18 protein-coding genes and 1 tRNA gene are annotated in these 26,137 nt (G+C 69.7%); 9 read left to right on the top strand and 10 right to left on the bottom strand.

Annotation, left to right across the window (positions count from 1 at the left end; genetic code table 11):
* Positions 1–92: 92 nt before the first annotated feature.
* On the bottom strand, positions 93–2,444 hold the full coding sequence (locus CA12_RS02720; RefSeq protein WP_145357342.1) for an alkaline phosphatase D family protein: 2,352 nt from the start codon (positions 2,442–2,444) through the stop codon (positions 93–95).
* 370 nt (positions 2,445–2,814) lie between these two features.
* On the opposite strand from CA12_RS02720, the gene CA12_RS02715 reads away from it, so the two are divergent.
* Positions 2,815–3,543, top strand: coding sequence for a hypothetical protein (locus CA12_RS02715; RefSeq protein ID WP_145357340.1), 729 nt, complete (start codon positions 2,815–2,817; stop codon positions 3,541–3,543).
* A gap of 96 nt (positions 3,544–3,639) precedes the next feature.
* On the opposite strand, the gene CA12_RS02710 is transcribed toward CA12_RS02715, so the two are convergent.
* The 6 genes from CA12_RS02710 to CA12_RS02685 form a co-directional block, all read right to left on the bottom strand.
* Positions 3,640–4,002 carry an ArsR/SmtB family transcription factor gene (locus CA12_RS02710; RefSeq protein WP_145357338.1) on the bottom strand — a complete coding sequence of 121 codons (363 nt, stop codon included), beginning with the start codon at positions 4,000–4,002 and terminating at the stop codon, positions 3,640–3,642.
* Positions 4,003–4,147: 145 nt separating this feature from the next.
* Positions 4,148–7,390, bottom strand: a complete 3,243-nt coding sequence (locus CA12_RS02705) for an efflux RND transporter permease subunit (RefSeq protein ID WP_145357336.1) — start codon at positions 7,388–7,390, stop codon at positions 4,148–4,150.
* Between the two features lie 81 nt (positions 7,391–7,471).
* On the bottom strand, positions 7,472–9,010 hold the full coding sequence (locus tag CA12_RS02700; protein WP_145357334.1) for an efflux RND transporter periplasmic adaptor subunit: 1,539 nt from the start codon (positions 9,008–9,010) through the stop codon (positions 7,472–7,474).
* Positions 9,011–9,231: 221 nt separating this feature from the next.
* Complete coding sequence (locus CA12_RS02695) at positions 9,232–10,260, bottom strand: right-handed parallel beta-helix repeat-containing protein (protein ID WP_145357331.1); 1,029 nt, start codon at positions 10,258–10,260, stop codon at positions 9,232–9,234.
* Between the two features lie 214 nt (positions 10,261–10,474).
* Positions 10,475–14,965 (bottom strand): PVC-type heme-binding CxxCH protein, encoded by a 4,491-nt coding sequence (locus CA12_RS02690; RefSeq protein ID WP_145357329.1) that lies wholly within the window; start codon positions 14,963–14,965, stop codon positions 10,475–10,477.
* A gap of 47 nt (positions 14,966–15,012) precedes the next feature.
* Positions 15,013–16,131: a Gfo/Idh/MocA family protein gene (locus tag CA12_RS02685; RefSeq protein ID WP_145357328.1), complete on the bottom strand. Its 1,119-nt coding sequence runs from the start codon at positions 16,129–16,131 to the stop codon at positions 15,013–15,015.
* Positions 16,132–16,504: 373 nt separating this feature from the next.
* Here CA12_RS02685 and CA12_RS21775 point away from each other — a divergent pair, with 373 nt between their 5' ends.
* The gene (locus CA12_RS21775) at positions 16,505–16,672 is read left to right on the top strand and encodes a hypothetical protein (protein WP_165700514.1); all 168 of its coding nucleotides are present in this window, start codon (positions 16,505–16,507) and stop codon (positions 16,670–16,672) included.
* A gap of 159 nt (positions 16,673–16,831) precedes the next feature.
* On the opposite strand, the gene CA12_RS02680 is transcribed toward CA12_RS21775, so the two are convergent.
* Positions 16,832–17,941: a DUF1559 domain-containing protein gene (locus CA12_RS02680; RefSeq protein ID WP_145361262.1), complete on the bottom strand. Its 1,110-nt coding sequence runs from the start codon at positions 17,939–17,941 to the stop codon at positions 16,832–16,834.
* Positions 17,942–18,115: 174 nt separating this feature from the next.
* Between CA12_RS02680 and CA12_RS02675 the strand changes: the two genes are divergently transcribed.
* On the top strand, positions 18,116–19,273 hold the full coding sequence (locus CA12_RS02675; RefSeq protein ID WP_145357326.1) for a XylR family transcriptional regulator: 1,158 nt from the start codon (positions 18,116–18,118) through the stop codon (positions 19,271–19,273).
* A gap of 88 nt (positions 19,274–19,361) precedes the next feature.
* Here the strand turns inward: CA12_RS02675 and CA12_RS02670 are convergent.
* Positions 19,362–19,435, bottom strand: a tRNA-Arg gene (locus CA12_RS02670).
* Between the two features lie 267 nt (positions 19,436–19,702).
* Between CA12_RS02670 and msrA the strand changes: the two genes are divergently transcribed.
* The 4 genes from msrA to CA12_RS02650 all read left to right on the top strand — a co-directional run bounded on the left by msrA (position 19,703) and on the right by CA12_RS02650 (position 22,713).
* Positions 19,703–20,197, top strand: a complete 495-nt coding sequence (gene msrA / locus CA12_RS02665) for a peptide-methionine (S)-S-oxide reductase MsrA (RefSeq protein ID WP_145357324.1) — start codon at positions 19,703–19,705, stop codon at positions 20,195–20,197.
* An 84-nt stretch (positions 20,198–20,281) separates the two neighbouring features.
* Positions 20,282–20,722 (top strand): hypothetical protein, encoded by a 441-nt coding sequence (locus CA12_RS02660; RefSeq protein WP_145357322.1) that lies wholly within the window; start codon positions 20,282–20,284, stop codon positions 20,720–20,722.
* Positions 20,723–20,865: 143 nt separating this feature from the next.
* A complete protein-coding gene (locus CA12_RS02655) occupies positions 20,866–21,879 on the top strand; it encodes an RNA polymerase sigma factor (RefSeq protein ID WP_145357319.1) in 1,014 nt (337 codons plus the stop codon).
* A 120-nt stretch (positions 21,880–21,999) separates the two neighbouring features.
* Positions 22,000–22,713: a pyridoxamine 5'-phosphate oxidase family protein gene (locus tag CA12_RS02650; RefSeq protein ID WP_145357317.1), complete on the top strand. Its 714-nt coding sequence runs from the start codon at positions 22,000–22,002 to the stop codon at positions 22,711–22,713.
* A 59-nt stretch (positions 22,714–22,772) separates the two neighbouring features.
* Here the strand turns inward: CA12_RS02650 and CA12_RS02645 are convergent, their stop codons facing one another.
* The gene (locus CA12_RS02645) at positions 22,773–23,999 is read right to left on the bottom strand and encodes a CNNM domain-containing protein (RefSeq protein ID WP_207622116.1); all 1,227 of its coding nucleotides are present in this window, start codon (positions 23,997–23,999) and stop codon (positions 22,773–22,775) included.
* 166 nt (positions 24,000–24,165) lie between these two features.
* On the opposite strand from CA12_RS02645, the gene arsS reads away from it, so the two are divergent.
* Together arsS and CA12_RS02635 are read left to right on the top strand one after the other, a co-directional pair.
* A complete protein-coding gene (arsS, locus tag CA12_RS02640) occupies positions 24,166–25,305 on the top strand; it encodes an arsenosugar biosynthesis radical SAM (seleno)protein ArsS (protein WP_242688106.1) in 1,140 nt (379 codons plus the stop codon).
* Entirely contained in the window at positions 25,305–26,114 is an 810-nt protein-coding gene (locus CA12_RS02635; RefSeq protein ID WP_145357315.1) for a TVP38/TMEM64 family protein, read from the top strand. Before arsS ends, CA12_RS02635 begins: the two co-directional genes overlap by 1 nt.
* The last annotated feature ends 23 nt before the right edge of the window (positions 26,115–26,137 follow it).

Genomic DNA, 26,137 nt, shown 5'->3' with positions numbered 1-26,137 from the left:
GACGCGGGCGCCGACGTCCGGTCGACGCCTCGCCTCCCGCAATGGTAGCGGCCGATACGTCGGCAATGAAGGAGGGCCGCCGCGGGGAGCGTTTACAGTCGGTTTTCGCCGGCGTTCTCCGCCTGGTGGAGCGTGACGGGCCAACCGGGGAACTGGTTGGAGGGTTGGCCGTCGGTCGCGTCGACGAGGAACCGGAACGATTCGATGCGGTAGGTCTTCGCCTCGGTGTCGATCGTGACGAGGCCGAACCCGCTGCCCTTTTCGTGGGCGCGTTCGTAGCGGTTCTTTTTGGAGGCGACCTCCGGATTGCCGACGGCGTAGACGAAGGCCAAGTTGCCGAAGCCGTCCGTATATTCGCCGGTGTTGGGGATGCCGTGGGCGGGCCGGTTTTCGTGCGGCATACCCACCTCGTCCGGCCGCCACCAGCGGGGGTAGCCGGCGGAGATCGCCGGCGTGCAGAAAGACCAGAACCCGTCCCGCTGTTTGTCGACGCCGTATTGAACGAGCGTCGTCAGGTGTTGATCGCCGTTGATATGCAGCGGTTTGGCCGCCCGGGCGATTGTGATGGCCCGGTCGCGGGGCGTCTGCGGCCAGGCGCCGCTGTCGAGGTCCGCTTTGAGGTAGCCGTCGTAGTCGCCGTGGTGCGTGGCGACGCCCGCGAACACCGTCTGGCTGAGCAGCACCTTCATCGAGCACCCCCGCCAGTCCTCGGCCCATTCTTTCAGGAACGCTTCCTGCCGCTCGCCGAGCAACACCAAGCCCGGCTTGTCGAGAACGCTGGTGTCGAAGTCCGGGTCGGCGACGTGGTCGGCCCGGCCGGAGCCGGTGTCGACGCGCTCCGGGCCGCTTTTCCACTGGCGGTCGGCGACGACGGCGAAGCTCACGCCGCCGTAGACCATGTCGCCGTAATACACGCTGATGTCCTGCTGGACCGGCGCCGGGTCGAAGGCGTCCGGGTGGTGGGCGACGGTGCTTTGATGCACAGCGTTGACCATCCGGGCCGGCTCGATATAGCCGCCCTTGCTGGAGGCGCCGCCGTCCGACACGTCCATCGGGGCGCCGGCCTCGCCCCAGACGTTGCCCTGGAACACGTCGTGATCGTCCGGCAGACACAGCGTCGGGGCGTCTCGCATGGCCTCGCGGAACGACCAGCCGTGCATGTAATACTTGCGGAGGTAATTCAGAATCGCCGGCTCGGCCGGGCGGCGGATCAGGCCGTAACCGCCGTGGCTCTCGTAGATTTGATCGCCGGAGAAATACAGCAGGTCCGGCTTGAGCCTCCGCAGGTTCTCCGCGACGGGCGCGTAGGGGAAGCCGTAATCGTTCTGGCAGGTCAGCGCCCCCATCCGCAGCGGCCGTCCGCTGGGGTTCGCCTGCACCGTGCCGGTCCATTCGTGCTCGGTCGTCTCGCCGCTGCGGCCCTGCTCCTGATAGACCACTTTATAAGGAGTGTCGGCCGAGGCGTCCCACTTGGGAACGCGGACGGTGGCCACCCAGGCGTCCGTATCGAGGGTCGCGGTTCCCAGCGGTTTCCACTCGCCGTTCTGCTGGGCGAAGAATTCCACCTCATGATTGTCCCGCGCGCCGAGCGGGCCGGTCAGGGCGCTCATCTTCAGGACGAAACCGTCGTCGCCGCGGGAATCGGACAGCGAGTACATCGACCACAGCAGCGGGCCGAACCGGCGTTCCGGCGTGACGGTGAAGGCGTCGCCGGCGACGGTCCAGTCGTTGAACCGGTAGCGGCTCCCGCGGCCGCCCCCGTTCGCCCCGGCAGGCTTCGTGTCCCGGCCGAAGGAGCTCACCAGGGCCACGTTGCCGAGCATCTGCGCCGCCGGAACCGTCGCCTCGACGGCCCCGAGCTCCTTCCCGCCGGCGTCGCTAGCGGTGAGCTTCAATTCGAACGAGTCGCCCCGGCCGCGGCCGGCGAGGGTCAGCTTGAGGTTCTGCGGATCGTCCAGCCCGTCGAACGGCTGAGACGTCTGCCCGATGAACAGCGTCCCGGCCCGCACCCCGGCGTCGACGCCGCTGCGGGCGAAGCAATTGCTGCGATATTCGTCCAGTTCGCTGCGAATGCCGACGCGGAAGCCGGCTCCCAGGTCCGCCTGCCGCAGTTCCGCCCGGGAGAGGACCACGGACATCTCCAACCCGCCGGACGGGTCGGTCAACTGATGGGTGATCCGATGAATATTGCGGTTCACCGCCCGGGTCGTGCACTCGGCCATGCCGTCCTTGACGACCCAGTCCTCCATCGGGTTCGCCCAGCAGTCGCCGTGCAGGAAGACGCGGTCGTGGGCGTCGGCGAAGGAGACCGTGTCCGCGGGCCGGGGCGTCGCGGGGGCGTCGCCGGGGGCGGCGTCCTGCGTCCGTCCCAGCGCGGGCCAGGTGAGGGCGGCGCCGCCGGCGCCAAGGGTTTTGAGCAGCGAACGACGGGTGGCGGACGACATGGCGAGGCGAGTTCGTGAGCGTGACGAGCGAATCCGCAGACCGGCCGGGCGCGTCCCCCGTGAATCGCCCCTGTTCGGTCCGCGGCCTCAGGATGGCCGGACCGGCGGAACGGCGGTAGTCCGCCCGGACTGCTCGGGTCCCGCAGGGCTTCGCAGTATCCGCCCGCGGCGGGGGGCGGCATCGGGCGATCGACGGCGGTCTCTACCAACCCCCCCGCGCCCGAAGGCTCCTTCAGAGAAATCTCGTTCGGGAAAAACAGGCGTTCCGTGTTGCCGGAGCCGCCGCGGACGGGAATGGCACGGCGGGTGCGTGACGGCATTTCGAACCCGGCCGTCGACCGGGCGACTCCTCCATCCAAGGACGTGTGCGATGAAGACCCTGCTCAAGCGCGCCGCCGCCGGCCTGCTGGCGATCGTGCCCGCTGTCCCCCAAACCCTGCCGGGCCAAACGCTCCCCGCCCCCGGCCAGCCGTACTACGACGACTTCGGCGGCGAGCCCCTCGGCGGCGGCTCCCTCGGCGGCCCCACGCACCCGTTCTCGTTCGACCCGGCCGACGATCGGCGGTTCGAAGACGATCTGCGGTATGACGCCCCACGGTATCAAGACGACCTGCGGACGGAGGACCGCGTCCGGCCCCGCAGCGGTCGCGGCGAGGGGGCCGCACGCCGGCCCGGCGCGGACCGTCAGGAGGGCTTCGAGCCGGCGACGGAGACGGGCGGCCGCGGCTGCTGGGGCGTGAACGGGCAATGCGACGTACCGACGCTCGACCGCGACCGGACGGACGACTTGGAGCCCCGTTATGAAGCGAACCGCGACGGGCGGCGGCCGGTTCGCCCGGCCTCCAGCCGCCGGACGCGGCCCGCAGACGACTTCGGCGACGACTTCGGCGACCGCCTGCCGGCCCGTCCGGCCGACGGGACCCGCCGGCCCCGGCGGACGGACGAGCGGGGCCCGCGGTCCAGCGGGACGTTCGAGCGGGACCCGCAGTCCGGCCGGGCGTTCGAGCGGGACTTCATGACGGACTTCGACCCGTCCTACGACGGTGCCGCCTCCCGGTGCCGTGACGAAGCCGCCCTCCCGCCGTGGCGGACCCGCTGAGCGATCCGAACGGCTTGGTTCGGATCATCTGAGCCGCACCGCGGCGGCCGGCCCTGCCGGTCGCCGCGCTGGCGTTCGTTTTCGACGGCGTTCGTCTCAGACGGCGTCGGCGGCGGGCGTCGGCAGTTCCAGCCGGCAGCAGCCGAGGTTCAGATGGCCGGCGTCGCTCGCAGGCAGCAGGTCGAGGGGGAGCGAATAGACCACCTTCCGCCCGGCCTTCTTCCGATCGACCAACGCCGCGTGAGCGAGCACCTGGAGGTGATGGGAGGTCGTCACGACCGGCAGTTGGAGGGACTCGGCGATCTCGCTGACGTTCGCCGGGCCGTCGCGGAGCAGGTCCACGATCCGCAGCCGCGTCGGCTCCCCGAGAGCCTTCAGCTTTTCGGAGCACATCTCGCTTTGCAGCCGATCCCCCGGCGGCGGGGACGTTTGGGGCAGGGGAGCGTCCGCGGCGGGCATGGCCTCAGTCTAACCGGCGTTCCGGAACCCAGCGAGCGGCGGTCCGGCCGGCGGATCGCCGCGGTCGCCCGGTCAGCCCGTTCACGCCCCGCTGATTAGCCCGCGTGCTCGGTCGAAGGAGCGCCCACTGCCGGGGGGCCGCCGCTCAGGTCGGCGGCCCGGTCGCGGCGGGCACGTTCGCTGTGCCCGGAACGCCGGCGGCGGGGGCGGCCGGCGAAGCGGCGGGCTCGGCGACCGTGGCGTCGTCGAGGTCCGCGGCGGACTTCTCCGGGTCCGGCCGCTTCCCGCGCGCCCACTCGTCCAGGCTCTGGAACAGCACGTAAAACACCGGCACGAAAAACACCGCCAGCACCGTCGCGGCGAGCATCCCGCCGAACACCGCCGTACCCAGCGCCTGCCGGCCCGCGGCGCCGGCGCCCTCGCCGATCACCAGCGGAACCACGCCCAAAATAAAGGCGAAGCTGGTCATCACGATCGGCCGGAACCGCATCCGGGCGGCCTTCACCGCGGCGTCGAGGATCGATTCCCCCTCCGCCCGCAGGTCCCGGGCGAACTCCACCACGAGGATCGCGTTCTTCGACGCCAGGGCGATAATTAATAGGATGCCCACCTGCGTGAAGATGTTCATGTCCTGCCCCCGCACCGCCACGGCGGCGACGGCGCCCAACAGACCCAGCGGGACCACCAAAACGACCGAGATCGGCAGGATCCAGCTTTCGTACTGGGCCGCGAGCACTAAATAAACCAGCAGCACGGCGAAGCCGAACACGAAGAAGGCCTCGTTGCCGACGCGCTTTTCCTGGAAGCTCATCCCCGTCCAATCGTAGCCCATGCTCGCCGGCAGGGTGCGTTCGGCGATTTGCTCCATCAGATCCAGGGCGTCGCCCGTGCTGGCCCCCGGCGCCGCGGAGCCGCTGACGGAGGCCGTCGGGTACAGGTTATAACGTTTAATGACCTGCGGGCCGAAGCTGCGGCGGACGGTCGCCAAGGTGCCCAGCGGGACCATCTCGCCGTCGAGGTTGCGCACCTCCAGCCGCTCGATGTCCTGCGGATCGGAGCGATCGGCGGCCTCGGCCTGCACGCGGACCTGATAAATGCGGCCGAACTTTTCGAAGTCGTTCACGTAGGCCGAGCCCAGATACGCCTGCAACGTGCCGAATACGTCCTCCAGCGGCACGCCCAGCGTTTTGGCTTTCACGCGGTCCACGTCCACGGCGAGCTGCGGCACGCCGGGGCGGAAGGCGGTGTTCACCGCGGTCAGCCGGGCCTGCGAGTTGGCGGCGGCGACGACTTCCTGGGCCACCTGCTCCAGCTCGGGCAGGCCCACGTCCGCCCGGTCCTCCAGTTGCAACTCGAAGCCGCCCCGGAACCCGATTCCCTGAATCGCCGGCGGCGGGAAGGCAAAGATCGTCGCCTCGCGAATTTGGGCGAACTGCCCCGCCACGCTGCCGAGGATGACGTCCTGCGTCAGTCCGTTTTCGTAGCGCTCCTCCCACGGTTCGAAGGTGAAAAAGATCGTGCCGGAGTTCGGGGCGCTGCTGCCCTCGACCAGCGACAGGCCGCCGATCGTGATCCAGTCCGCCACGCCGGGGGTGTCGGCGAGGATCTCGTCGACCTTCGCCAGCACCGCCGCGGTCCGCTCCTGGGAGGCGGCGTCGGGAAGCTGCACGCTGGCCAGGGCGTAGCCCTGGTCTTCGGTCGGGAAGAAGCCGGTCGGCTGCTGTAAATACAGCCACGCCGTGCCCGCCACCAACAGGGCAAACGCCGCCGAGGTCAGCCAGAGATGCCGCACCAGCCGTTTGGTGATGGCGACGTAGACCCGCTCGAACCAGCCGTAGACCGCGTCGAACCAGCGCCAGAGGAAGAACTTTCTCCGATTCGGGTCGAGCGGGCGGAGCCACAGGGCGCTCTGCGTCGGTTTGAGCGTGACGGCGTTGATGGCGCTGAGCAGCGCCGTCGCAGCGATCGTCAGCGCGAACTGTTGATAAAGCTGCCCGGTGATCCCGCCCAGCAGCGACGCGGGAATGAACACCGCCAGCAGCACCAGCGTGATGCCGATGATCGGCCCCGTCACCTCGCTCATCGCCCGGATCGTCGCCTCCTTGGGCGACTCGCCGCGCTCGATATGGTGCACGACGTTCTCCACGACCACGATCGCGTCGTCGATTACGATGCCGATGGCGAGGATCAATCCGAACAGCGTCAGCGTGTTAATGGTGAAGCCCAGCGCGTACATCGCCGCGAAGGCGCCGACGATCGTGACCGGGACCGTCGTCGCCGGGATCAGCACTGCCCGCCAGTCCTGCAGGAACGCCATGATGACAATCAGCACGAGGACGCCGGCCTCGAACAACGTCATGTAAACCTCGTGGATCGAAGCGTCGACGAACAGCGTGGTGTCCAGCGGGACGTCGTACGAGATGCCCTCCGGGAATTTCTCGGACAGCTGGTTCATCACCGCCTTAACGTCCTCGGCGACCTGCAGGGCGTTCGCGCCGGGCAACTGGTAGATGCCCACGTTCGCGTTCTGCCGCCCCTGCTTTTCGGTGAATTGATCGTAGGACTGGCTGCCCAGTTCGACGCGGGCGACGTCCCTGAGATAGACGAGGCGGCCCTCGTCGGCGGTTTTGAGAATGACGTTCTCGAACTGCTCCGCCTCGCTCAGCCGGCCCATCGCCGTCACGGTGTATTGGAACGACTCTCCGGAGGGGGCCGGCGGTTGGCCGATCTGGCCGGCGGCGACCTGGACGTTCTGCTCCCGCAACGCGGCGACCACGTCCTGGGCGGTCATGTCCCGCGCCTTCAACCTCTGCGGGTCCAGCCAGACCCGCATGCTGTAGTTTGCAGTGCCGAACACCGTCACCTCGCCCACGCCCTCTACCCGGCTCAGTTCGTCCCGCAGGCGGAGGTTCGCGTAGTTGGCGAGGAACAGCGAGTCGTACGCCGCGTCGTCGCTGATCAGCGAGAGCACCAGCAGGATGCTGCTGGACTGTTTTTTGACCGTCACGCCCTGCCGGCGAACCTCCTCCGGCAAGCCCGGCTCGGCGATGGCGACGCGGTTTTGAACCAACACCTGCGCCTGGTCAAGGTCGGTGCCGATCTCGAACGTCACCGTCAGCGTATAGGAGCCGTCGCCGGAGCTGGTGGAGGACATATACAACATGTCCTGCACCCCGTTGACCTGCTGTTCGATCGGCGAGGCCACCGTGCTGGCCAGCGTGTCCGCGTTGGCGCCGGGGTAGGTCGCCTGCACCCGGATCGTGGGCGGGGTGATCTGTGGATACTGCTCGATCGGCAGGACCCACAGCGCCACCGCCCCGACTAACGTCATGACGACCGCGGTCACGTTGGAAAGGACCGGCCGTTCAATGAAAAACTTAGCGAACATGCAGCGTTTCGGTGGTGGGATCCGGAGCGACCGGCGTCAATCCGTCAGAAAAAGGGAGCGGGCGCGAGAGCGTCGTCCGCCTCAGCCCTCCGCGGTCGCGGCGGCGGTCGGGGCGGCGTCCGAGTCCTCCGCGGCGAGCGGTTCGTCGGGGGCGTCGGCCTCGGGCCGTTCCGCGGGCGCCGGTTCCGGTTCGGCTTGATCCGTCTCCGGCTGAGCGCCGGCGGGCTCATCGTCTGCGGGAGGGCCGTCTGCGGGAGGGGCGTCTTCAGCCGGGGCGCCGGCGATTTTGAAGGCGCCCTTGGCGGCGGCGGGATTAGCCGTCATGACGTCCGCTTCGGGTTCGACCTTGGCCCCCGGCCGGGCCCGTTGCAGGCCGTTCACCACCACCCGATCGTCCGGCTCCAGGCCGCTTTCGACGATCCGCAGGCCGCCGTCCGTCGGGCCGAGCGTCACCGACCGGTATTGCACCGTGTCCTCGTCGTCCACGACGAGCAGGTAGTCGCCACGTTGGTCGGCGGAGATCGCCCGTTCCTCGACCAGCAACCGGGGTCGCGGGTCGCCCACGGCGGCACGAATCCGCACGAACAGGCCCGGGATCAGGCGTTGGTCGTCGTTGTCGAACTGTGCCCGGCGGACCGTCGTGCCGGTGGAGGGGTCGACGCCGAACTCGCGGAAATCGAGTTTCCCCTCGAAGGCGAAGTCCCCGCTTTCGCCCAGCGCCGCCTGAATCGTGAGCGGGTCGGCGTCGCTGATGGTAATCGTGCCCTGCCGGTTCATCTCCAAAAACTGCAGCAGGTCGGATTCGCTGAGGGTGAAGTACACGTGGATCGGATCCACCGCTTCGATTCGGGCCAGGAGGGTTTGCTCCGGCTGGACGAGGTTGCCGACGTCCACCTGCCGCCGCCCGATCCGACCGTCGATCGGGGCCTTAACTTCCGTGTATTCGAGGTTCAACTCGGCAGTCGCCACGTCCGACTGGGCGGCCTTGACGTTCGCCTCGGCGGTGGAGACGGCGGCCTGGGCGGCGGCGACCTCCGCCTCGGCGGCGAGGACCTCGGCGGCGGCCCCCTGCCGCGCCGCCTCGGCAGTGTCGAGGTCGGCCTCCGTGTTCGCTTCGCGCTCCCGCAATTGACGGGTCCGTTTGAACTGCCGGTCCGCCAGCACCAGCGCCGCGGTCGTCACGGTCTTCCGGGCGTTCGCCTGCGCGACGGCGGCCTGGGCTTCGGTGACGGCGGCTTCGGCCGAACTCAACTTGGCGTTCGCCTGGTCGAGGGCGGCGTTGAAGGGGCGCCGATCCAGGGTGAACAGCAGGGCGCCCTTCTCGACGAGCGCCCCGTCCCGGAAATGAATCTCCTCCAGGTAGCCGCCCACGCGGGCGCGGAGGTCGACCGCTTCGGCGGCCCGCGTGTTGCCGGTCGTGTTGAAGTAGGGGGTGACGTTCCGTTCCAGCGGCGTCGCCACTGTGACGGTCGGCAGCGGGGGCGGGGCGAACGTGTTCTCCCGCCCGCAGCCGATCGCCGTCAGACACACGAGCGGTAGCACGAAGGCCGGCAGCGCCGTCGATCGAACCGGGGAACGGGCGGCGGGCGAACCCGAACGGGCGAACTGCAAACGGGACATGAGCTCCGGGGCGTCGGGGCGGGGCACAGGAACGGACGGAGCGCACGGCTCGCCCCGCACTGTAGGGGACCCCGATCGTTCGGCGAGTCTCCCCGGCCGCGGCAGCGGTTCTCGGCGGCGCCGACCGGTCGCCCGGTTCGTCGGCGGCTTCTCGCCGGCGGCTCCTAGTCGGCGACTTCCTGCCAGCGGAGGATCCGCAGGCTCCCGGCGGCCTCGAGGTACTAGTAGGCGCCCAGTTTGCAGCGCCCGAAGCTGGGCCGGGGGGCGCCGGTGAGGTCGTCGTCGACCGTCCCGCCGAGGTCCCGGCCGGCGTTGATTGCGGGGGAGCCGACCACGAGCCGCAGATCGCCGGCGGCGTCGCGGAAGCCGGGATCGGCGAGCAGGTCGTTCGGCCCGGGGAGCGCCCCGGCGGCGGGCGTCGGACCGTGCAGCAGGACGTGGTCCAGCGCCAGGGTTCCCGCGTCCCGGCGCACGCCGTGCGTGCCGCCGACGAACAGGCTGTTGATCGCGGCCGCGGCGCCCCCGGCGACGTGTAGGCCGGTGCCGTCGGCGTCGGTCGTGAGGTGCCGTAGCGTCGCCGTGCAGGCCGCGCCGACGCGCACGCCGCACGGCACCTCCCGGGCGAGCAGGTTCGTCACCGTCGCCCGAAACGCCCCGTCCGGGTACGGCCCGGTCCCGCCGTCGTGAAGGCTCAGCCCGTCGCCGAGGCCGAACGCCGCCGCGCAGCGGTTCAGGGCGGCGTCCCCGCAGCGGACGAGGGAGAAGCCCGCGGCGCCGCTCTCGGCGGCGAAGCCCTCGACGGTGCAGTCCTCCGGGTCGACCGCGCCGCCGTCAATCAGCCGGAACCCGGCCCCGCCGACGGACGCGGCGGAGCAGTTTCGAAAGACCGCGTCCCCGCCGAGGGCGTAATACCCGTCCCCCCGGCAGTTCGTCGTCACGCAGTCCTCCACGGTCGCCGCGTCGCAGGCGGAGACGGACAGACGGGCGCCCTCCGCGGCGAGCGTCGCACGGTTGATCCGCGGGCGGCGGCTCGGCTCGGCCGACGACGGCCGCAGCGCCGCCCAGCGGCCCGGGACGACGCCTGGGGCGCGGGAGGGGACGCCGGACGCAGCGGGGGGGCGGGAATCCGGCGGCGCCGGCCGCAGCACGAGCGGCTCCGCCCCGTCGTCCCGCGCCACCCGGGCGAAGTCCTCACCGAGCTCCAGCACCGTGAACTCCCCGTCCCCCTCGCCGGCGGCCCACAGCGCCACCCGGCCCGGTTCGCCCGGTCGCTCCACCCAGAACTGCGCCAGTCGTCGGCCCCCGAACTCCCAGAAGCCCCGCAGGGCGTATTCATCTCGCGACGGGGCGGGGGTGGGGCTCTGCGGCGGCGGCGGGCCAAAGACGTCCCAGTTCGGCGCCGGCTGGGGCGACGCGGCCGCGTTCGCTGCGTCCTCGAGTTCGCTCGTTCCGCCCCGCGGCGGGTCAGGGTTCGACGGTCACCGCCATCACGATCGGGGCGGAGCGGTCCGGGCCCTTCACCAGTTCGATCGCGTCGATCTCCGCCTCCGGCCGATCCGGCTCCACGACGAGGTAACGGATCTGCTGCTCGCCGAGGGCAAAGGCGAACTCGCTGCCCGGCACGTCCACCCGGCGGATATAATCCGCAAAATGCACGCCGTTTTTCAGCGGGTGATCCTCGACCGTACCGTCGGCGTACCGCAGGCGGACGATCAGGGAGACGGTTTCGTTCCGGTCGTACGGGAAGCTCCACCCGCCCACGCCGCTGAGCAGGTGGATCGCCCGCGCCGTCGCCCCGTAGGGCAGGGCGACCGACTGGGGCATCGAAGGCGGCAACGAGCCGTTCGGGCCGTTCAGCAGCACGACGTTCGGCTTCGACTTCCCCGCCGGGTCGGTCAACAGGAAAGGCACCTCGCCGACGCTCTTCGGCCCCCAGTCGGAGAAGATCAGCCGATCCGGGCCGTCGTCGCCGTTATGAAATAGCCCCTTGGTGCTGACCGCGGTGGCGACCTTATCCAGCGGGATCGGCACGTATTTGCCCTTCGCGGTGAGGAACGTCAGCAGGTCGACCAGCTCCGCCTCGGTCATCTGCTTTTCAAAGCCCTCCGGCATTAGAGACTTCCGCGAGCCTTGCAATTCGAGCAGGTCCTCCCGGGCCAGACTGGTCTCCTTCCCCTTCGTATCCACCAGCGTGACGCTGGTGCGGGTTTCGGAGGTCAGCATCCCCTGCAGAACCTGCCCCTCGGCCGTCAGGGCCGTATAAAGCCGAAAATTGCTCTCCACGCTGCGGGACGGGTCGATGATGTGCGTGAGGATCTCCTCCCGCGGGTGGGTGACCATGCCGGAGAGATTCGGACCGATGTCCGCTCCCAGCTCGCCGTGTTTGTGGCAGACGGCGCAGTGCTGCTTATAGACGGCGATGCCCTTTTCCAGGTCGCCGTCTCGTTCGATCAGCGGGAGCAGGCTTTGCAGAACCTCCTCCCGGTCGGCGTTCGGCAGCCCGCCGTCCATTTCCAGCAACTTGCGGCCGCGGTCGCGGATCACTTCATTGGGAAAGTCCCGCAGGGCGGCCTTCTGCTCGATGGAGAGGTCGGCGAGGGTCAATTCGCCGCTCTCCGCCGCGGTCAACAGGGCCGCGGCCCATTCGGGCCGGCTCAGCAGCACGTCGATCGCCGCGGCGGCGACTTGCGGGGTGAACGTCGGGGCCGCGGCGGCGAGGGCGGCGCCGGCCTCCGGGGCCCGGCTGGTCCGCACCGCGGCCAGCAACCCGCGGGCGAACTGCGGGGAGGACTGGGCGGTGATCTGCATCAGCGCCTCGTCGACCGCCCCCACGTCGCCGGGGCGGAAGCCGATCAGGTCGCGGGCGGCGGTCAGCCGGCGCTCCTCCGGGGCGCTCGGGTCGGACAGCGTGTCGCTCAGCCCGGCGACGATCTCCTCCATGAAGGAATCCAGCACGTCGCTGCCGGTGCGGGAGGCGAGTTGAATCAGCTTGCCCTTCGCCGCCGCGGAGACGCCCCGGAACGCCGTCGCCAACGCCGCGTCGAGTTCCGCGGTCGATTCCAGCGGCGCCTGACCCGGCAGGCCCTCCGTCAGCCCGTCCAGCACGGCTTCGACGAGGGCGTCGTCGGCGCCGTCCATCCCGGCGAGGGCGGCGGAGAGGGCGTCCCGATCCGGTCCGCTGCGGGCGACGTGCTCCGCGACGCCGGCGGCGATCCGCACCGTCGCCGCCGTCGGCGGGGCCTCCTTCGAGGCGGCCAGCGCCGCGGTCAGATACGCCCCGGGGTGGGCCGCCGCGGCGGCGAGCAGGGCGTCGGTCAGAACCGGGTCGGTCTCGTTCGCGGCGAGGACCGCCACGAGGTCGCCGGCCCGCTCGCCAAGCGCCGCGTCCGGCAGATCGGCCAAGGCCAGCGTCGCCGCCAGCCGCACCTGGGCGTCCCCGTCCCGCAGCAGCCCGTCGTGGGCCATCAGCAGTTCGGCCCCGACCTCATCGTGCGACAACAGGGCGAGGGCGTTCCGCCGCACGCCGGCCGAGGGGTGTTTTAATCCGGCGGAGAGCGTGGCCGGCGTGAGCCGATCCAGCCCGTGCAACGTGTGCAGGGCGTGGATCGCAGCGACGTTCAGGCCGATTTCATCCACGGATTCGTCCGAGACCAGCGCCGCTAGTTGTTCGGCCACGCCCGTGGCGCCCCGTTCGATCAGCAACCGTTGGGCGTGCAGTCGCCACCGCATTGAGGGGTGGGACAGCGCGGCGACCAACTCAGCGTCGGACGCGTTCGTGAGGTCGGAGTAGTCGTGCAGTCTCTCGTCGGCGTTCTCGTCAGGGACGACACGGAGGATGCGACCGCGCTTTTTATCCCGCAGATCGCTCTCGTACGCGGCCCCCTTGCCGGTTTCAAAGCCCCGGGGCGTGGGGTTGTGCTGCACGATGTAGTTGTACCAGTCCAGCACCCAAACGGCGCCGTCCGGGCCGACCTCCGCCATGATGGGGGCGGTCCATTCGTCGTCGCTGGCGAACAGGTTAATCGGGCTGGTCGAGGTGAAGTCCGCCCCGTCCGGGGTCAGCACGAAGGTTCCCACCAGGTGCCCCGTCGGCCCGGCGGTGAAGGCGGTGCGGTTCCACCACGGCTGCGGAAAGGCCCGGGCCGTATACAGCGCGTGGCCGGCTCCGGCGGTGTAGCCGCCGAAGAAGTCCACCTGGCGGATCTTCTCGGTAATCGGGGCGTATTTATAGCTGTCTGCGATCCCGTTCAGCGTCTGCGGCGCCCAGCCGCGGACCCGTTCGTAGTAGCGGTTCGGGATGGGCACGAAATCGCTGGGGTTGCCGTTGGCCGTGGAGCCGAAGATCAACCCTTCCTCGCTGATGCCCAGGCCCCAGGTGTTGTTGTTCGTGGAGCGGACGAATTCGAGGTCCGTTACGGTCGGGACGGCTTCGGCCCCGTCGGCGACGGTTGTCGGCTCGGACAGTTTGAACCGCCAAAAACCCTGCCGGAAGGACTGCACCGGGTCGCCGGCGTTTCCGTTCTCGTCCACCAGTCGCGGCGAGCTGTTGTTATAGCCCTGCATGGACCAGATCCAGTTGTCCAGCCCGTAGCGGAAGTTGCTGACGCCGCCGTGGGTGTCGCCCAGCGCCCAGCCGGTGATCAGAACCTTGCGGACGTCGGCCACGTCGTCGCCGTCGGTGTCTTTGAGGAAGACCGTCTGCGGGCCGTCCTGCACGATCGCCCCGCCGCGGGCGATCACGATCGCGGTGGGAATGCTCAACCCGTCGGCGAAGACGGTGAACTTGTCGGCGACGGCGTCGCCGTCGGTGTCCTCGCAGATGCGGATGCGGTCCCGCCCGCCGCCGAGTTCATTGGGATAGTCGACCGTTTCGCAGATCCACAGCCGGCCCCGGGCGTCCCAGGTCATCGCGATGGGCTTCGCCTGGAAGTTCCGTTCGTCGGCGTACAGCTTGACCTCCAACCCCTCCGGCACGACCGCATGCTGGAGGGACGCTTCCGGGGAGAGCGGCATCTGCATCAGCGTCTGCGGAGCGCCCTGTTCGCCCCAGCCCCCGCCCTGCGTGTAGTTCGGGATTTTGGGGCCGACGTCGACGTATTCGAACTCCGCCCGATCCGGGTTCAATTCCGTCATCGGCGGGGCGGTGAAGGGCGCGCGCTCCCGGTAGGCCGGGACCGCGGAGGGGTCGGCGCCGCAGGCCCACAGCGTGCCGCGGGCGACGAGGTTCTGAAAACCGGGGTTCCTGAAGGTGCGGGCGTCGTGCCCCCAGGCGGTATAAAAGACCCGGCCCTCGCCCTGCGTGCGGACCCAGGTCCACGGTTCGCGTTCGTTCCCCGGGGCCTGCTCCCCGCCTTCGCGATAGGCGAGGACGGTGCGGTCGTCTTCATTGTGCAGGTGATGGACGTAGGTTTCGTCCCAACTCATAAAGCCGTCGAAGCCGTCCATGACGGGATGCTCCGGCTCAGTAATTGTCGTGGAGAACGTGCCGGTCCCGTGGCGGAGGAACTGGGCGCCGATCAGGGCGACCGTCCGCGGATCGTTCCGCCAGCAAAAACTGGCGCAGTGCAGCGGCACGAAGCCGGCGCCGCCCTCCACGTATTGAAGAACCGCGTCGGCCTGCGGCTTTTCAATCGAATCAATATTGGCGTACAGCATCAGGCCGTCGTAGCGGCCGAGCGTCTCGGCGTTCAGATCCGCCATGCGGTCGGTGTAGACCAGTTCGATCCCCCGGCTCCGCAGCGCCGGGGCCAGCTCCGCGAACCGCACGCGGGGCTGGTGGGGGCCGTCGTCGCCCAGAAACAACAGTTTCAGATCCGCGTCCGCCGCGGGGGCCGGTTCGTCAGCGAACGCCGCCGGCCCCGAGCCGACGCAGGCGAACGCCAGCAGGCAGGCCGCGAGCGGACGGACGAGGCCCGCGGCAGCGGCGGCGGGGCGGGGGGACGACGACGGAGACATACAAACAGCCGGAGGGAGGAAGGAGGGGCGTGGAGACCGCGGGCCGGTCAGGCCAGCGTGAACTCCGGCAGGCGGACCAATTCGCCGCCCTTCAACGCCGATTCGTGCGCGCACAGACCCACGCAGGTCCAGTTGGCGCTGGTGACGGCGTTCGGCCGCGGGTCGCGGTCTTCAACGAGCGCGGAGACCATCTCGTGCACCAAGTGCGGGTGCGAGCCGCCGTGGCCGCCGCCCTGCAGGAAGGAGAGGTGTTCCGCGTCTTGAATCTCGGCGGGCAGGGTAAACCGGCGGATTTCCTCGGGCAGCCGGTCGGCGAAGTCCGGGATCTCAATTTTTTCCGGGATCTCCTTCTCCGGCCTGCCGGCGGTGTGCAGGACCATCGGCTCGTCCTCCACCAAGGTCCATTCAAAGCTCTTTTTCGTGCCGTAGACATCGAAGCTCTCCCGGTACTGCCGGGCGACGTCGTACAGGAACCGCCAGATATGGGCGGTGAGGTCGCGGTCCTTGAACTTGATATGGCAGGTTTCGACGGCGAACTTGTTGCCGGATTTCTCGCGGATGTCGTCCCGCACCCGGCCGCTGCCGAAACAGCTGACGGCCTCCGCCGAACTGTCCAGCAGGTCCAGGCAGGGGCTGACGACGTGCGTGGCGTAGTGCATCGGGATCATCCGCTCCCAATATTCCGGCCAGCCGTTCATATCCTGCGGGTGCGAGGCGGCGAGGTACTGCACCTCGCCCAGTTCGCCCCGGTCGTAAAGGTCTTTGACGAAGAGATACTCGCGGCTGTAGACGACCGTTTCGGCCATCATGTATTTCAAGCCGGTCTCCTTGACCTTCTCCACGATCTTGCGGCAGTCTTCGACGGTGGTCGCCATCGGCACGGTGCACATGACGTGCTTGCCGGCGTCCAGCGCCTGCAACGTCATCCGGGCGTGATCCGGGATCGGGCTGTTGATGTGGACGAAGTCGATCGACGGATCGGCCAGCACGTCGGCGTACTCGGTATAGAGCGTCTCCACTCCGAACCGCTCGCCGGAGGCCTTCAGCTTCGCTTCGTCCCGCCGGCAGAGGGCCGCGACGGTCGCGTTCGGGTGAGCCTGATAGATCGGGATGAACTCGGCTCCGAAGCCGAGGCCGACCATCGCGACGTTCTTGGGGGCGGACATATTTGAAAGCAGTCGAGAGTGGTGATCGCCAGCGGGTGACCCGCGCCGGCATGGATCGTCCGGCGAGGAGATAATGAACCCGCCGGGAGATCCATCCTAGTCCGGGATCGCTGCTCGCGGATGCGAGATTGCGCAAACGTCTTGTCATTTCTGACGGAGGTCTCGCGGCTCCCGAACCTTGTCGTCGTCATCCCTGCTGTAAACGCAGACCTTTGCGTGTCTGGCCAGGATCCGTGAGCCGGCCGGTCGCCGGTCGTGGGGGCGCGGCGTCGCCGCTTTAAACCTTGCACTCCAGCCATTGCCGCAGACGATAGGGGGCCGTCCGGCGTTCGCCGGCGTTTCAACGCCTTCAACCTCCTGTGGTTCCATGACAATGTCCCTCTTTCGGTCCCTCCGCTGCGTCTTGGCGATCGCCGCCGTCTGTTCCGCTGGCATGCTGTCGGGGTGCGGCGGCGTCGGCGAGGTCTCCGAACAGGAATCCATCGAGCGACAGGCCGAGATGGAGACCGAGGTTCAAGCGAGAGACGCCGAGCCGCGTTGAACGCCGGCGTCGACCCGGTGAACGCGTCGCGGCCGTCGGAGCCTTCTCCGGCGGCTGCTTCATTTCATGTCGCGGGCGCCTGCCGCCGTGACTCAGCCAAGAAAAAACCCCCCGCGGCCGCGCCGCGGAGGGTTTCGTCGCCTCGACCTGACGTGCGGCTCAGAACGCGTCGCCGCTGATGGCTTCGCCGGCGTCACGGGTGCCGAGGGCGCCCCAGACGCCGTACGGGCTGCGACCGCGGATCACGGCGGCTTCGGACATTCCCTGGGTCTTCGAGTCAATCGTCTCGGAGATGCTCTTCACCGAGCCGTCGACCATCACGGCCTGGACGATCCCGGTGTGATAGCTCCCGGCGGACATGATCGAGTCGTTCCAGGGGGAGCCGTCGTGAGAGCAGCTCGGGCCGTTCGGCGGCAGGATCGTATTGAAACCGCTGGCGTGCAGACCGCCGCCGTCCGTGTAGGCGTGCCCGCGGGCGTCGAGGTTGGCGGTGCTCGGGTAGAGGCCGGGGTTGGCCGGGTCCGCCGCAGCCGTGACGCACGCGCTGGGGTTGGTGTAGCCGTAGTTGTTGCCGCTCCCGGGGGTCAGCGCGCTCACGTCCTTCATGCACCGGGCCTGGTAGTTCCCGTTGTTTTGGTAGCGACCCATTTCCGCGAACAGGAGCGTATTCACCGTCCCGTCCCGCGCGCCTTCGACGCCGAAGTACTGCCGGATCACGAACATGCCACGGTTCGTCGGGTCATTGGGGTTGAACTCGCCGGCGCCGCCGGAGTTGTCGCCGGCGCACAGGCCGTAGTTCGTGTCGGCGATGCTGCCAGGGTCGAGCGGGGCGGTGTCCGACGGGCAGAGGTACGTCGGAATCTGGATGCGAAAGCGCGTGTAGGCGCCGTCGTAATGGGTCCGCCCGAAGGGCCGTTCGAGCGGGTCGGCGGGATCGATGTTGCCGTCCTGATTATTGTCGTACGGTTTGCTGATCTGGTTCCACAGCGCCGTCTGGTCGAGGTACGGCAGGATCATCAGCTGCGGGCTGTAGGCCTCGTTATTCACCTGAGCGCCGGCCGACGGGAAGACCTTGTACGTGCTGAGGTAGTTATGGCAGGCGAGCCCGATATTCTTCAGGTTGTTCTGACACTGGCTGCGGCGGGCGGCTTCGCGGGCCTGCTGGACGGCGGGGAGCAGCAGACTGACGAGGATCGCGATGATCGCGATGACCACCAGCAGTTCGATGAGCGTGAAGCCAGACCGACGCCTGGTATGGGACACTGACATGAGGAAGAACTCCGGGGCGCCTTCGAGCGAAGGACTTGGGGGAAGGGATGGAACAGTGAAGTATGGCCTTGCATCAGATGCAGGCAATGCGACATTGCGCAGATGTTTTTCGAGATTGCGCAAACCTGGCGCGAGTCGAAAGACGACCGGAACCCTCGCGATGTCCCCCCGACCATGCCGTTTCGCCGCCGCTCCGTCGCCCTGCTGATCGAGACGTCCAACTCCTACGCCCGCGGTTTACTGGCGGGAATTAACGCCTGGCAGCAGGAGCACGAGGCCTGGTCGACCTATCTGCCGGAGCAGGAACGCGGGGCCCTGCCGCCGGAGTGGATCGAGCGGTGGGGCGGCGACGGGATCGTGGCCCGGGTGGAGTCCCCCGCGGTGGCGGAGGCCCTGGCCCGCAGCGGGACGCCGGTGGTCGACGTCAGTTCCGGCCGCCATCTGCCGGAGGCCCCCTGCGTGGAGACGGACAACCCCGCGATCGCCCGGGCGGCGTTCGAGCACCTGACCGACCGCGGCTTCGCCTCGCTGGCGTTCTGCGGGGTGTCGCGGTTTCGCTGGTCGGCGGAGCGTCGCGACGCCTTCGCGGCGCTTGCCGCCGAGGCCGAGCTTCCCTGCGCCCTGTACGACGGGGCGCCGGACGGGGACTCGGAGCGTTCCTGGTCGCAGGAGCGGGAACGACTGGGCGCCTGGTTGACGGCGTTGCCCAAGCCCGTGGGCGTGATGGCCTGCTACGACATTCAGGCCCAGTGGTTGTTGGACGTGTGTCGGGAGGTCGGCGTGTCGGTGCCCGAGGAGGCGGCGGTGATCGGCGTGGACGACGACTGGCTGCTGTGCGAACTCGCCACGCCGCCCCTCTCCAGCGTGATCCCCGACACCCGCCGCACCGGCTACGAGGCCGCGTCCCGGCTGGATGATCTCATGTCCGGACGGCGCGTCGATCCGGCCCCGGTGTTTATGCAGCCGGTGGGCGTGGCGACGCGGCAATCCACGGACGTCCTCGCCATCGCCGACCGGGACGTCGCCGCGGCGGTGCAGTTCATCCGCCAGCGGGCGAGTTCGGGAATCAACGTCGCGGACGTGCTCCGGGCCGTGCCGGTCTCCCGCCGGTCGCTGGAGGATCGGTTCCGGGCGATTCTCGGCCGCACCCCGCACGAGGAGATCGCGCGGGTGCGGCTGAACCGCGTCCGGCGCCTGCTGCGGGAAACGGAACTGCCGATCGGGGAGATCGCCGCCCGAGCCGGCTACCGCTCCGCCGCCTACCTGTCCGCCGCGTTCCGCAAGAGCGTGGGCTGCTCCCCCCGGGACTACCGCCATGGCGACAAGGGCTGACGTCCGCCCGCTTCAACGATCCGAACCGACCGCTCAGCCCCGGCGGGCTGGTCGACGCAAACGCGTCTTTGACAACGACTGACGACAGTATCCCCGAGAGGATTCGAACCTCTGACCTTCGGCTCCGGAAACCGACGCTCTATCCAGCTGAGCTACGGGGACGGGTCCCTCGCGGGACGTAACCCGGCCGCCTGATGCTGAACCTTGCGGTTCGGCAAACGGGCGGTCGGGCCGGTCGGACAGTCTCACCCCGCGGGGCGGCGCTGTCAACGTCGCGTCCGACACCGGCAGCCCGCCGCGGGTTCGCCCCCCGGCCCCGCGTCCGTCCGGCGGCCGCCCGCAGTTCGCGGATTGCAAAGCTCGCTGCTCTCGGCGCCGGTTATGATTCGCCTTGGCCGACGGACCGTATCTCCAGACGAAAGGCTGCTCATGACCGCGACCCCCTCGCACGACACCGAAATCGCCACCTTCGCCGCCGGGTGTTTCTGGGGCGTCGAGGACACCTTTCGGAAGACCCCCGGCGTGCTCGACGCCGTCTCCGGGTACATCGGCGGGCACACCCAGAACCCCTCCTACGAGGACGTCTGCTACCGCGACACCGGCCACGCCGAGGCCGTCGAAGTCACGTTCGACCCGGCGAGGGTGTCGTTCGAACAGCTCCTGGGGCAGTTCCGCGAACTGCACGACCCGACGCAGGTGAACCGGCAGGGGCCGGACGTGGGCAGCCAGTACCGCAGCGCGATCTTCACCCACTCCCCGGAGCAGCAGGCTGCCGCGGAGGAGTGGAAACGCGGCCTGAACGAGTCCGGCACGCTGCCGCGGCCCGTCGCCACTCAGATCGTGCCCGCGGAGACCTTCTACCGGGCCGAGGAGTACCACCAGCGGTACTTCGAAAAGAGCGGCCGCAGCGCGTGTCATATTTAGGGCGGAAGTGAGACGGCGGAGGGCGGAAGGAGCCCCGCCGGGACCGTCCCCTCCGCCGTCCCCTTCGGCCTTCCGCCCTCAAACATGCCCCTGATCGGCAATAAGTTTCTCGAGCACGATCTGCGGGCGTGGCTCGAGGCGAGCGATCACTACGGCCGCAGCGCCGAGGTGGAGGAGTTGGAACTCATCGCGGTGCAGCGGCCGGGCTGGGTGCAGGTGTTTCGGTTTCGGGTGCGGGCGAAGAACCGCACGACCGGCGAATGGGACGTGCTCCGTGGTCTGGCCCGGGACGACGAACGGGCGAAGCGGAAGGCCGACCGCACCGCCTACCGCCTCACCGCCGACGACGCGGCCCACGATGCGGCCTTCGCGGAGTGGAGCGACGGGTTGCTCACGCTCCGCGGAGCCCGGGCCGAGGTCGGAACCGCGTCGGCGGCGGCCGGCGGGGGGGCGTTCGCCGCGGCGGCGCTGGCGGTCGGCGGGCTGCTGGTCGCCGGGGCCGTCGCGGTCGCCCGCTGGTTCTGACCGGCCTGCGGGTTTCGACCAAAACGACCCGCTGCGGAAAGCGATTGCGTTCCAGCAGGTTACGGGATTCGGTGAGCGCCCGGGGGTGCCGGCGACGTTACGCTGGCGACCGTCTTCGCAGCCCGGAGCTTGGAGAACCGCCGATGATCGCCGCCCCCGCCGCCCGGCCGCCCGGTTCCCGCAGGCCGGATTACGAGCCGGCCCTCGCCGAACTCTCCGATCGGGCGCTGCTGGTGCGGTTCGCGGAGCGTCGGGACGAGGCGGCGTTCGCGGAACTGGTCGAACGGTACGGGCCGCTGGTGGCGGGGGCGGGGCGTCGCACGGTCCACGGGCCGGGCGGCGCCGCGGACGCCGACGACGCGTTGCAGGCAACCTTCCTCTCATTGGCCCGCAACGCCGCCAAGCTGGCGGACCGCATGGGGCCGGACCGCTCGCTGGGCGGGTGGCTGTACCGGGTGGCGGTGAACGCGACGTTGCAGGCCAAACGCAGCGACGTCGCCCGCCGCCGCCGGGAGCGGATCGTCGCCCGGGAGCGGTTCGGTTCGCCGTTCGACCCGACCTCACCGGCCTCCCCGACCGCCGCCGCCCCGCGGGAGCGGGCGGAGCGGAACGAGGAACTGGACGCCCTCGAGGAGGAACTCGCCGCCCTGCCGCCGGCGGAGCGGGGGGCCGTGGTGCTCTGCCACCTGCGGGGCCGCACCCAGAAGGAGGCGGCGGCGGAGTTGGGGGTGCCGTTCGGCACGTTCCGTCGTCGGCTCGACGCCGCCCGGGAGCGGCTGCGGGAACGCCTGGAGGCTCGCGGGGTGACGGTCGGGGCCGCGGCGCTGGCCGGGTGGCTGCTGGACGCGGGGCGGGCCTGCGGAGGCACGATCCACGCGGCGGAGGCCGCGGCGATCGCCGCGGACGTGGGGCGCCGCCTGCCGCCGCCCCACGTGCTGGCGCCCCGAGCGCCGATCGAGCCGACGCCGCCGGGCGGGCGGCCGGTGGCGCTCTCCTGGGAGCCGATTCTCACCGCCGCGGCGGGGCTGATCGTGGCGGCGCTGGCGGCGGTGGGGCTGTTCGACCTGCTGGGCGGCGGATTCGCCGAGGAGGCGCCGCCCCCGCCGACCCCGACCATCGCTGCGCCGGACCGCTACGACGCCGGCGGGATGATGTGAGCCGCCGGGCTCGCGATCCTCAAGGCGTTCCCCGCTGAGGCGGGGACAGGCGCTGCTGAGGCAGGGCGACGCTGGAGAGGCGATGGGACGGGCGGTCTCCGGTGGGTAAGATCGGAGGAGATGGCGAACACGGACGACCAGAAGCCCGCCCCGGACGGGACCGCGTATCCCTCCGACAGCGAGGTGCCGACCGACGATCTGGATCGGATCGTCGCGGACCTGTGGGAGCGATTGAGCGACGCGGCGGACCGCTCTCAACCTGCCTTCCACCTCCCCATGCTGGCGACGATCCGCACGGGGCCGCACGGCCTGGAGCCGTCCGTCCGCAAGGTCGTGCTGCGTTTCGCCCGGCGGGGGCCGGATCGGTCCCTCGGGGGCGACGCCGGGGAGGACGTCGGGGGCGGCACGCTCGGCTGTCACACCGATGCGCTGGGGCCGAAGGTCGCCGAAATTCGGGCCAATCCCCGGGTCGCCTGGACGTTCTACGATCCGCAGGCCCGCTTGCAGGTGCGGGCCAGCGGAACCGCCCGGGTGCTGACGGACGGCCCGCTGGTCGACGCCGCCTGGACGGCCACCAAGCCGTCGGCCCGGCGCTGCTATCTCGCCCCGCATGTGCCCGGCGTCCCGACGGATTCGCCGGAGCCGAACCTGCCCGCCCCCGTACGGAAGCGGGACCCCACGACGGCGGAGAGCGAACCCGGCCGCGCCCACTTCGCGGCGCTGCGAACCACGATCGACGCGCTGGACTGGCTGCACCTCCACCACGCCGGTCACCGCCGGGCCCAGTTCCGCTGGGACAACGGCGAATGGCGGGGCAACTGGGTCGCGGTTTGAGCTCTGCGTTCTCACCCCTCTCCCCCACGGGGGAGAGGGGGGGAATGGGTTCAGAGCGGCTACGGTTCGACGAGGGCGTCCTCGGCGAGCGAGTCTTCCGGGGAGGACTGTCTCGCAGAGGAGTCCTCCACGGTCGGCTTGCCGGGCGCCGCGGCGGCTCTCGCCGGGGCGTCGTCCGGCAGCACGATGCCCAGCCGTTTGGCCCGCTGCTCCCACTTGCGGCGGGCGAGCTTCTGCATGTCCGGGGCGGCGTCGTGTTCGTCCACGATCTCCAAGCCCAGCAGCGTTTCGATCAGGTCCTCCAGGGTGACGACCCCGTCCAGCCCGCCGAAGCGGTCGGTCACCGCGGCGATGTGCGACCCGCCGCCCAGCAGCAGATCGGACAGTTCCGTCAGCGTCGCCTCGTCCCGCACCGTGGTCAGGTCGCGGCGGAACTCGGACAGACGTTTGCCCCCCTCGCCCCGGGCCCGGGCCAGCAGCAGGTCGTTCCGGTGCACGAATCCCGTCACCTCGTCCAGCTTGTCTTTATAGATCGGCAACCGGGAGACGGGGATCTCCGGGTTGCGCTCGAACAGCTCTTCCGCGGTGAGGTCCTGGGGGAAGGCGATCACGACGGTGCGAGGCGTCATCACGTCCGCGACGGTCAGTTCGCGGAACCGCAGCAGGTTGGCGAAGATGCGGCTCTCGGACTTCTCGAGGTTGCCGCTCTGGGCGCCGAGCGTGGCCATCGCGGCGATTTCCTCCCGGGTCACGACCCCGTGCGTGCCCTGCGGGGAGATCAGCTTGGCCAGCCCGTCCGACAGCAGCACCAGCGGATACATCGCCCAGATCAGCCAACTGACGAACGTCCCCATCGTGGGGGCCAACGCCCGCCAGTAGGTGGCGCCGATAGTCTTGGGGATGATCTCCGACAGGACCAGGATCATCAGGGTGAGGATCGCTGAGATGGCCGCGACGTAGGCGTCGCCGAAGATGGCGGCCGCTTCCGCCCCCACGCCGGCGGCTCCGAAGGTGTGGGCGATCGTGTTCAAACTGAGGATCGCCGCCAACGGGCGGTCCACGTTCTTCTTCAAACGGGTCAGCGTTTCCGCGCCCCGCGCCTCCCGGTCCCGCAGTTGGGCGATATAGCTGGGCGTGACCGACAGCAGCACCGCCTCGGCGACGCTGCACAGAAAGCTGAACCCGATCGCCAGGCACAGGTAGAAGATCAGCAGGGGCCAACTGCCAGCCCCTTCGACCGCTGGGCCGTGTTGAGCCAGGACCGGCAGGAAATCGAACGGCGACACGGCGACGGGGCGACGGAGGAACGAACGGGGCGGGGCGAGCCCCCGCAGTCTAGCGACCGGCGACGTTCGCTTCGCCCGCGCGCCCCGCCGGGGCGAGCCCGTCGTTGACCGACACGCCTGCCGGGATAGGGTGACTCGCTCCGATCCCCCCTTCGTCGCGTGTTCCTTGGTTCAGCCGCCGCCCCGGGTGAAAACGCTGTTCCGCCGCGGTCATGCGTTGGCGGACCCCGCCGCCCAGTTGCGGGTGCTCTCCGGACCGCCGCCCCGCGGGGTCGACGACGGGGCCGACGCCCGCCCGCCCGGCCCGGCGGCGGACTTCAACGCCGCTCTCGCCGCCGCCGAGCTGCCGTCGCTGGCCGCGGCGGCGCTGGACACGTTGCAGGTCAACGTCGGCAAGTTGTGCAATATGACCTGCGCCCACTGTCACGTGGACGCCGGACCGGACCGCAAGGCGGAGAACATGTCCGCCGCCACCGCCGACGCGGTGTTGGAGTTATTGAAGGTTTCCGGCGCCGGCACGCTGGACCTGACCGGCGGGGCGCCGGAGATGAACCCGCAGTTCCGCCGGATGGTGCGAACCGCCCGCGACCTCGGCCGGCACGTCATCGATCGCTGCAACCTCACGATCCTCACCGCGAAGGGCTATAAAGACCTCCCCGTGTTCCTCGCCCAACAAGGCGTGGAGATCGTCGCCTCGCTGCCCTGCTACACCGCGGAGAACTGCGACGCCCAGCGGGGCGACGGGGCGTTTATGAAGAGCGTCAAGGCGCTGCGACTGCTGAACGGCCTCGGCTACGGCTCCGACCCGGCGCTGCCGCTCACGCTGGTCTATAACCCGGTCGGTCCCTCGTTGCCGCCGCCGCAGGGCAAACTCGAAGCGGATTATAAAACCCGGCTGGCGGAGGATTTCGGGGTGCAATTCACCCGGCTGTTTACGATCACGAACATGCCGATCGCCCGGTACCTCGACCATCTGCTGGAGACGGGGAAATACGGGACGTACATGGAGAAGCTGACGGCCGCCTTCAATCCCGCCGCCGTCGCCGGATTGATGTGCCGCACGACCCTCAGCGTGAACTGGGACGGCGCCCTGTCCGACTGCGACTTCAATCAGATGCTGTCCCTGCCGCTGGCGAACGCCGACGCGGCCGGCCCGCGTCCCCGCAACGTCCACGACGCCCCGGCGGCGGAGTTGTTGGACAGAGTCTTGAACCGCCCGATCGTCACCGGCCCGCACTGTTTCGGCTGCACGGCCGGTGCCGGCAGCGGCTGTACCGGGGCGATCGTCGACGCCGCGGGCGCCTGATGGACGACGCCGCCCCGACTGCCGCCCAGCCCGCCCCGGCCGCGTCGCCTGCGGCGGGGAACCGAAGCCGGGCGTTCATCAAACTGGCGCTGGCGGCGGGGCTGGCGGCCTTCGTGGGGTTCGTCTTCGTTCAATACGGCGACCGGCTCGACAAAGACGGCCTCGCCGCCGCCGTCGAGGCGCAGCAGGCGTCCCTGGTGGAGTGGGGGCGGGAGCGCCCCGTGCTGACGCCGCTGGCCGTGTGGGCGGGGTACACTGCCGCGACCGCCGTCAGCCTGCCGGCCGCGGCGTTCCTGACGCTGGCGATCGGCTGGTATTTCCGGCTAGTCTACGGCCCGTGGACGGGCTTGGCGGCGGGCGTGCTCACCGTCTCCTTCGCCTCCACGAGCGGGGCCACGCTGGCGTTCCTGGCCAGCCGGTTCCTCCTCGGCGACACGATCCGCCGGCGCTTTCCGGACCGGGTGGCGAAGTTCGACGAAAGCCTCAAACGCGAGGGGCCGTTTTATCTGTTCACCCTCCGACTGATCCCGGCGGTGCCGTTCTGGCTAATTAACGTCGGCATGGGGCTGACGCCGATTCGGACCTGGACGTACTGGTGGGTCAGCCAACTCGGGATGCTGCCCGGCACGGCGGTGTTCATTTTCGCCGGCTCGCAGCTGCCGGGGGTGCGGGAGATTGCGGAGCAGAACCCCTTTCAGTTGCTCTGGCCGGGGCCGATCGTCGCGTTCGCGCTGCTGGCGGCGTTCCCCTGGGCGGCGCGGTTCGCATTGAAGAAGTTTCGCGCCGAGCCGGCCGCGGCCGCGGACTGATCGTTCCGGTCGTTCGTCTCCTG

Source organism: Alienimonas californiensis (assembly GCF_007743815.1).
GTDB classification, from domain to species: Bacteria; Planctomycetota; Planctomycetia; order Planctomycetales; family Planctomycetaceae; genus Alienimonas; species Alienimonas californiensis.
This window is presented reverse-complemented; position numbering and strand designations above follow the sequence as displayed.

Bases quoted from the DNA above. Each gene is read 5' to 3' on its own strand.
- CA12_RS02635 (WP_145357315.1), top strand. From the start codon at position 25,305: ATGGACGACGCCGCCCCGACTGCCGCCCAGCCCGCCCCGGCCGCGTCG.
- CA12_RS02680 (WP_145361262.1), bottom strand. From the start codon at position 17,941: ATGTCAGTGTCCCATACCAGGCGTCGGTCTGGCTTCACGCTCATCGAA.
- CA12_RS02685 (WP_145357328.1), bottom strand. From the start codon at position 16,131: ATGTCCGCCCCCAAGAACGTCGCGATGGTCGGCCTCGGCTTCGGAGCC.
- CA12_RS02705 (WP_145357336.1), bottom strand. From the start codon at position 7,390: ATGTTCGCTAAGTTTTTCATTGAACGGCCGGTCCTTTCCAACGTGACC.
- CA12_RS02720 (WP_145357342.1), bottom strand. From the start codon at position 2,444: ATGTCGTCCGCCACCCGTCGTTCGCTGCTCAAAACCCTTGGCGCCGGC.
- CA12_RS02690 (WP_145357329.1), bottom strand. From the start codon at position 14,965: ATGTCTCCGTCGTCGTCCCCCCGCCCCGCCGCCGCTGCCGCGGGCCTC.
- CA12_RS02700 (WP_145357334.1), bottom strand. From the start codon at position 9,010: ATGTCCCGTTTGCAGTTCGCCCGTTCGGGTTCGCCCGCCGCCCGTTCC.
- CA12_RS02660 (WP_145357322.1), top strand. From the start codon at position 20,282: ATGCCCCTGATCGGCAATAAGTTTCTCGAGCACGATCTGCGGGCGTGG.
- CA12_RS02675 (WP_145357326.1), top strand. From the start codon at position 18,116: ATGCCGTTTCGCCGCCGCTCCGTCGCCCTGCTGATCGAGACGTCCAAC.
- CA12_RS02655 (WP_145357319.1), top strand. From the start codon at position 20,866: ATGATCGCCGCCCCCGCCGCCCGGCCGCCCGGTTCCCGCAGGCCGGAT.
- msrA (WP_145357324.1), top strand. From the start codon at position 19,703: ATGACCGCGACCCCCTCGCACGACACCGAAATCGCCACCTTCGCCGCC.
- CA12_RS02710 (WP_145357338.1), bottom strand. From the start codon at position 4,002: ATGCCCGCCGCGGACGCTCCCCTGCCCCAAACGTCCCCGCCGCCGGGG.
- CA12_RS02715 (WP_145357340.1), top strand. From the start codon at position 2,815: ATGAAGACCCTGCTCAAGCGCGCCGCCGCCGGCCTGCTGGCGATCGTG.
- CA12_RS21775 (WP_165700514.1), top strand. From the start codon at position 16,505: ATGTCCCTCTTTCGGTCCCTCCGCTGCGTCTTGGCGATCGCCGCCGTC.
- CA12_RS02650 (WP_145357317.1), top strand. From the start codon at position 22,000: ATGGCGAACACGGACGACCAGAAGCCCGCCCCGGACGGGACCGCGTAT.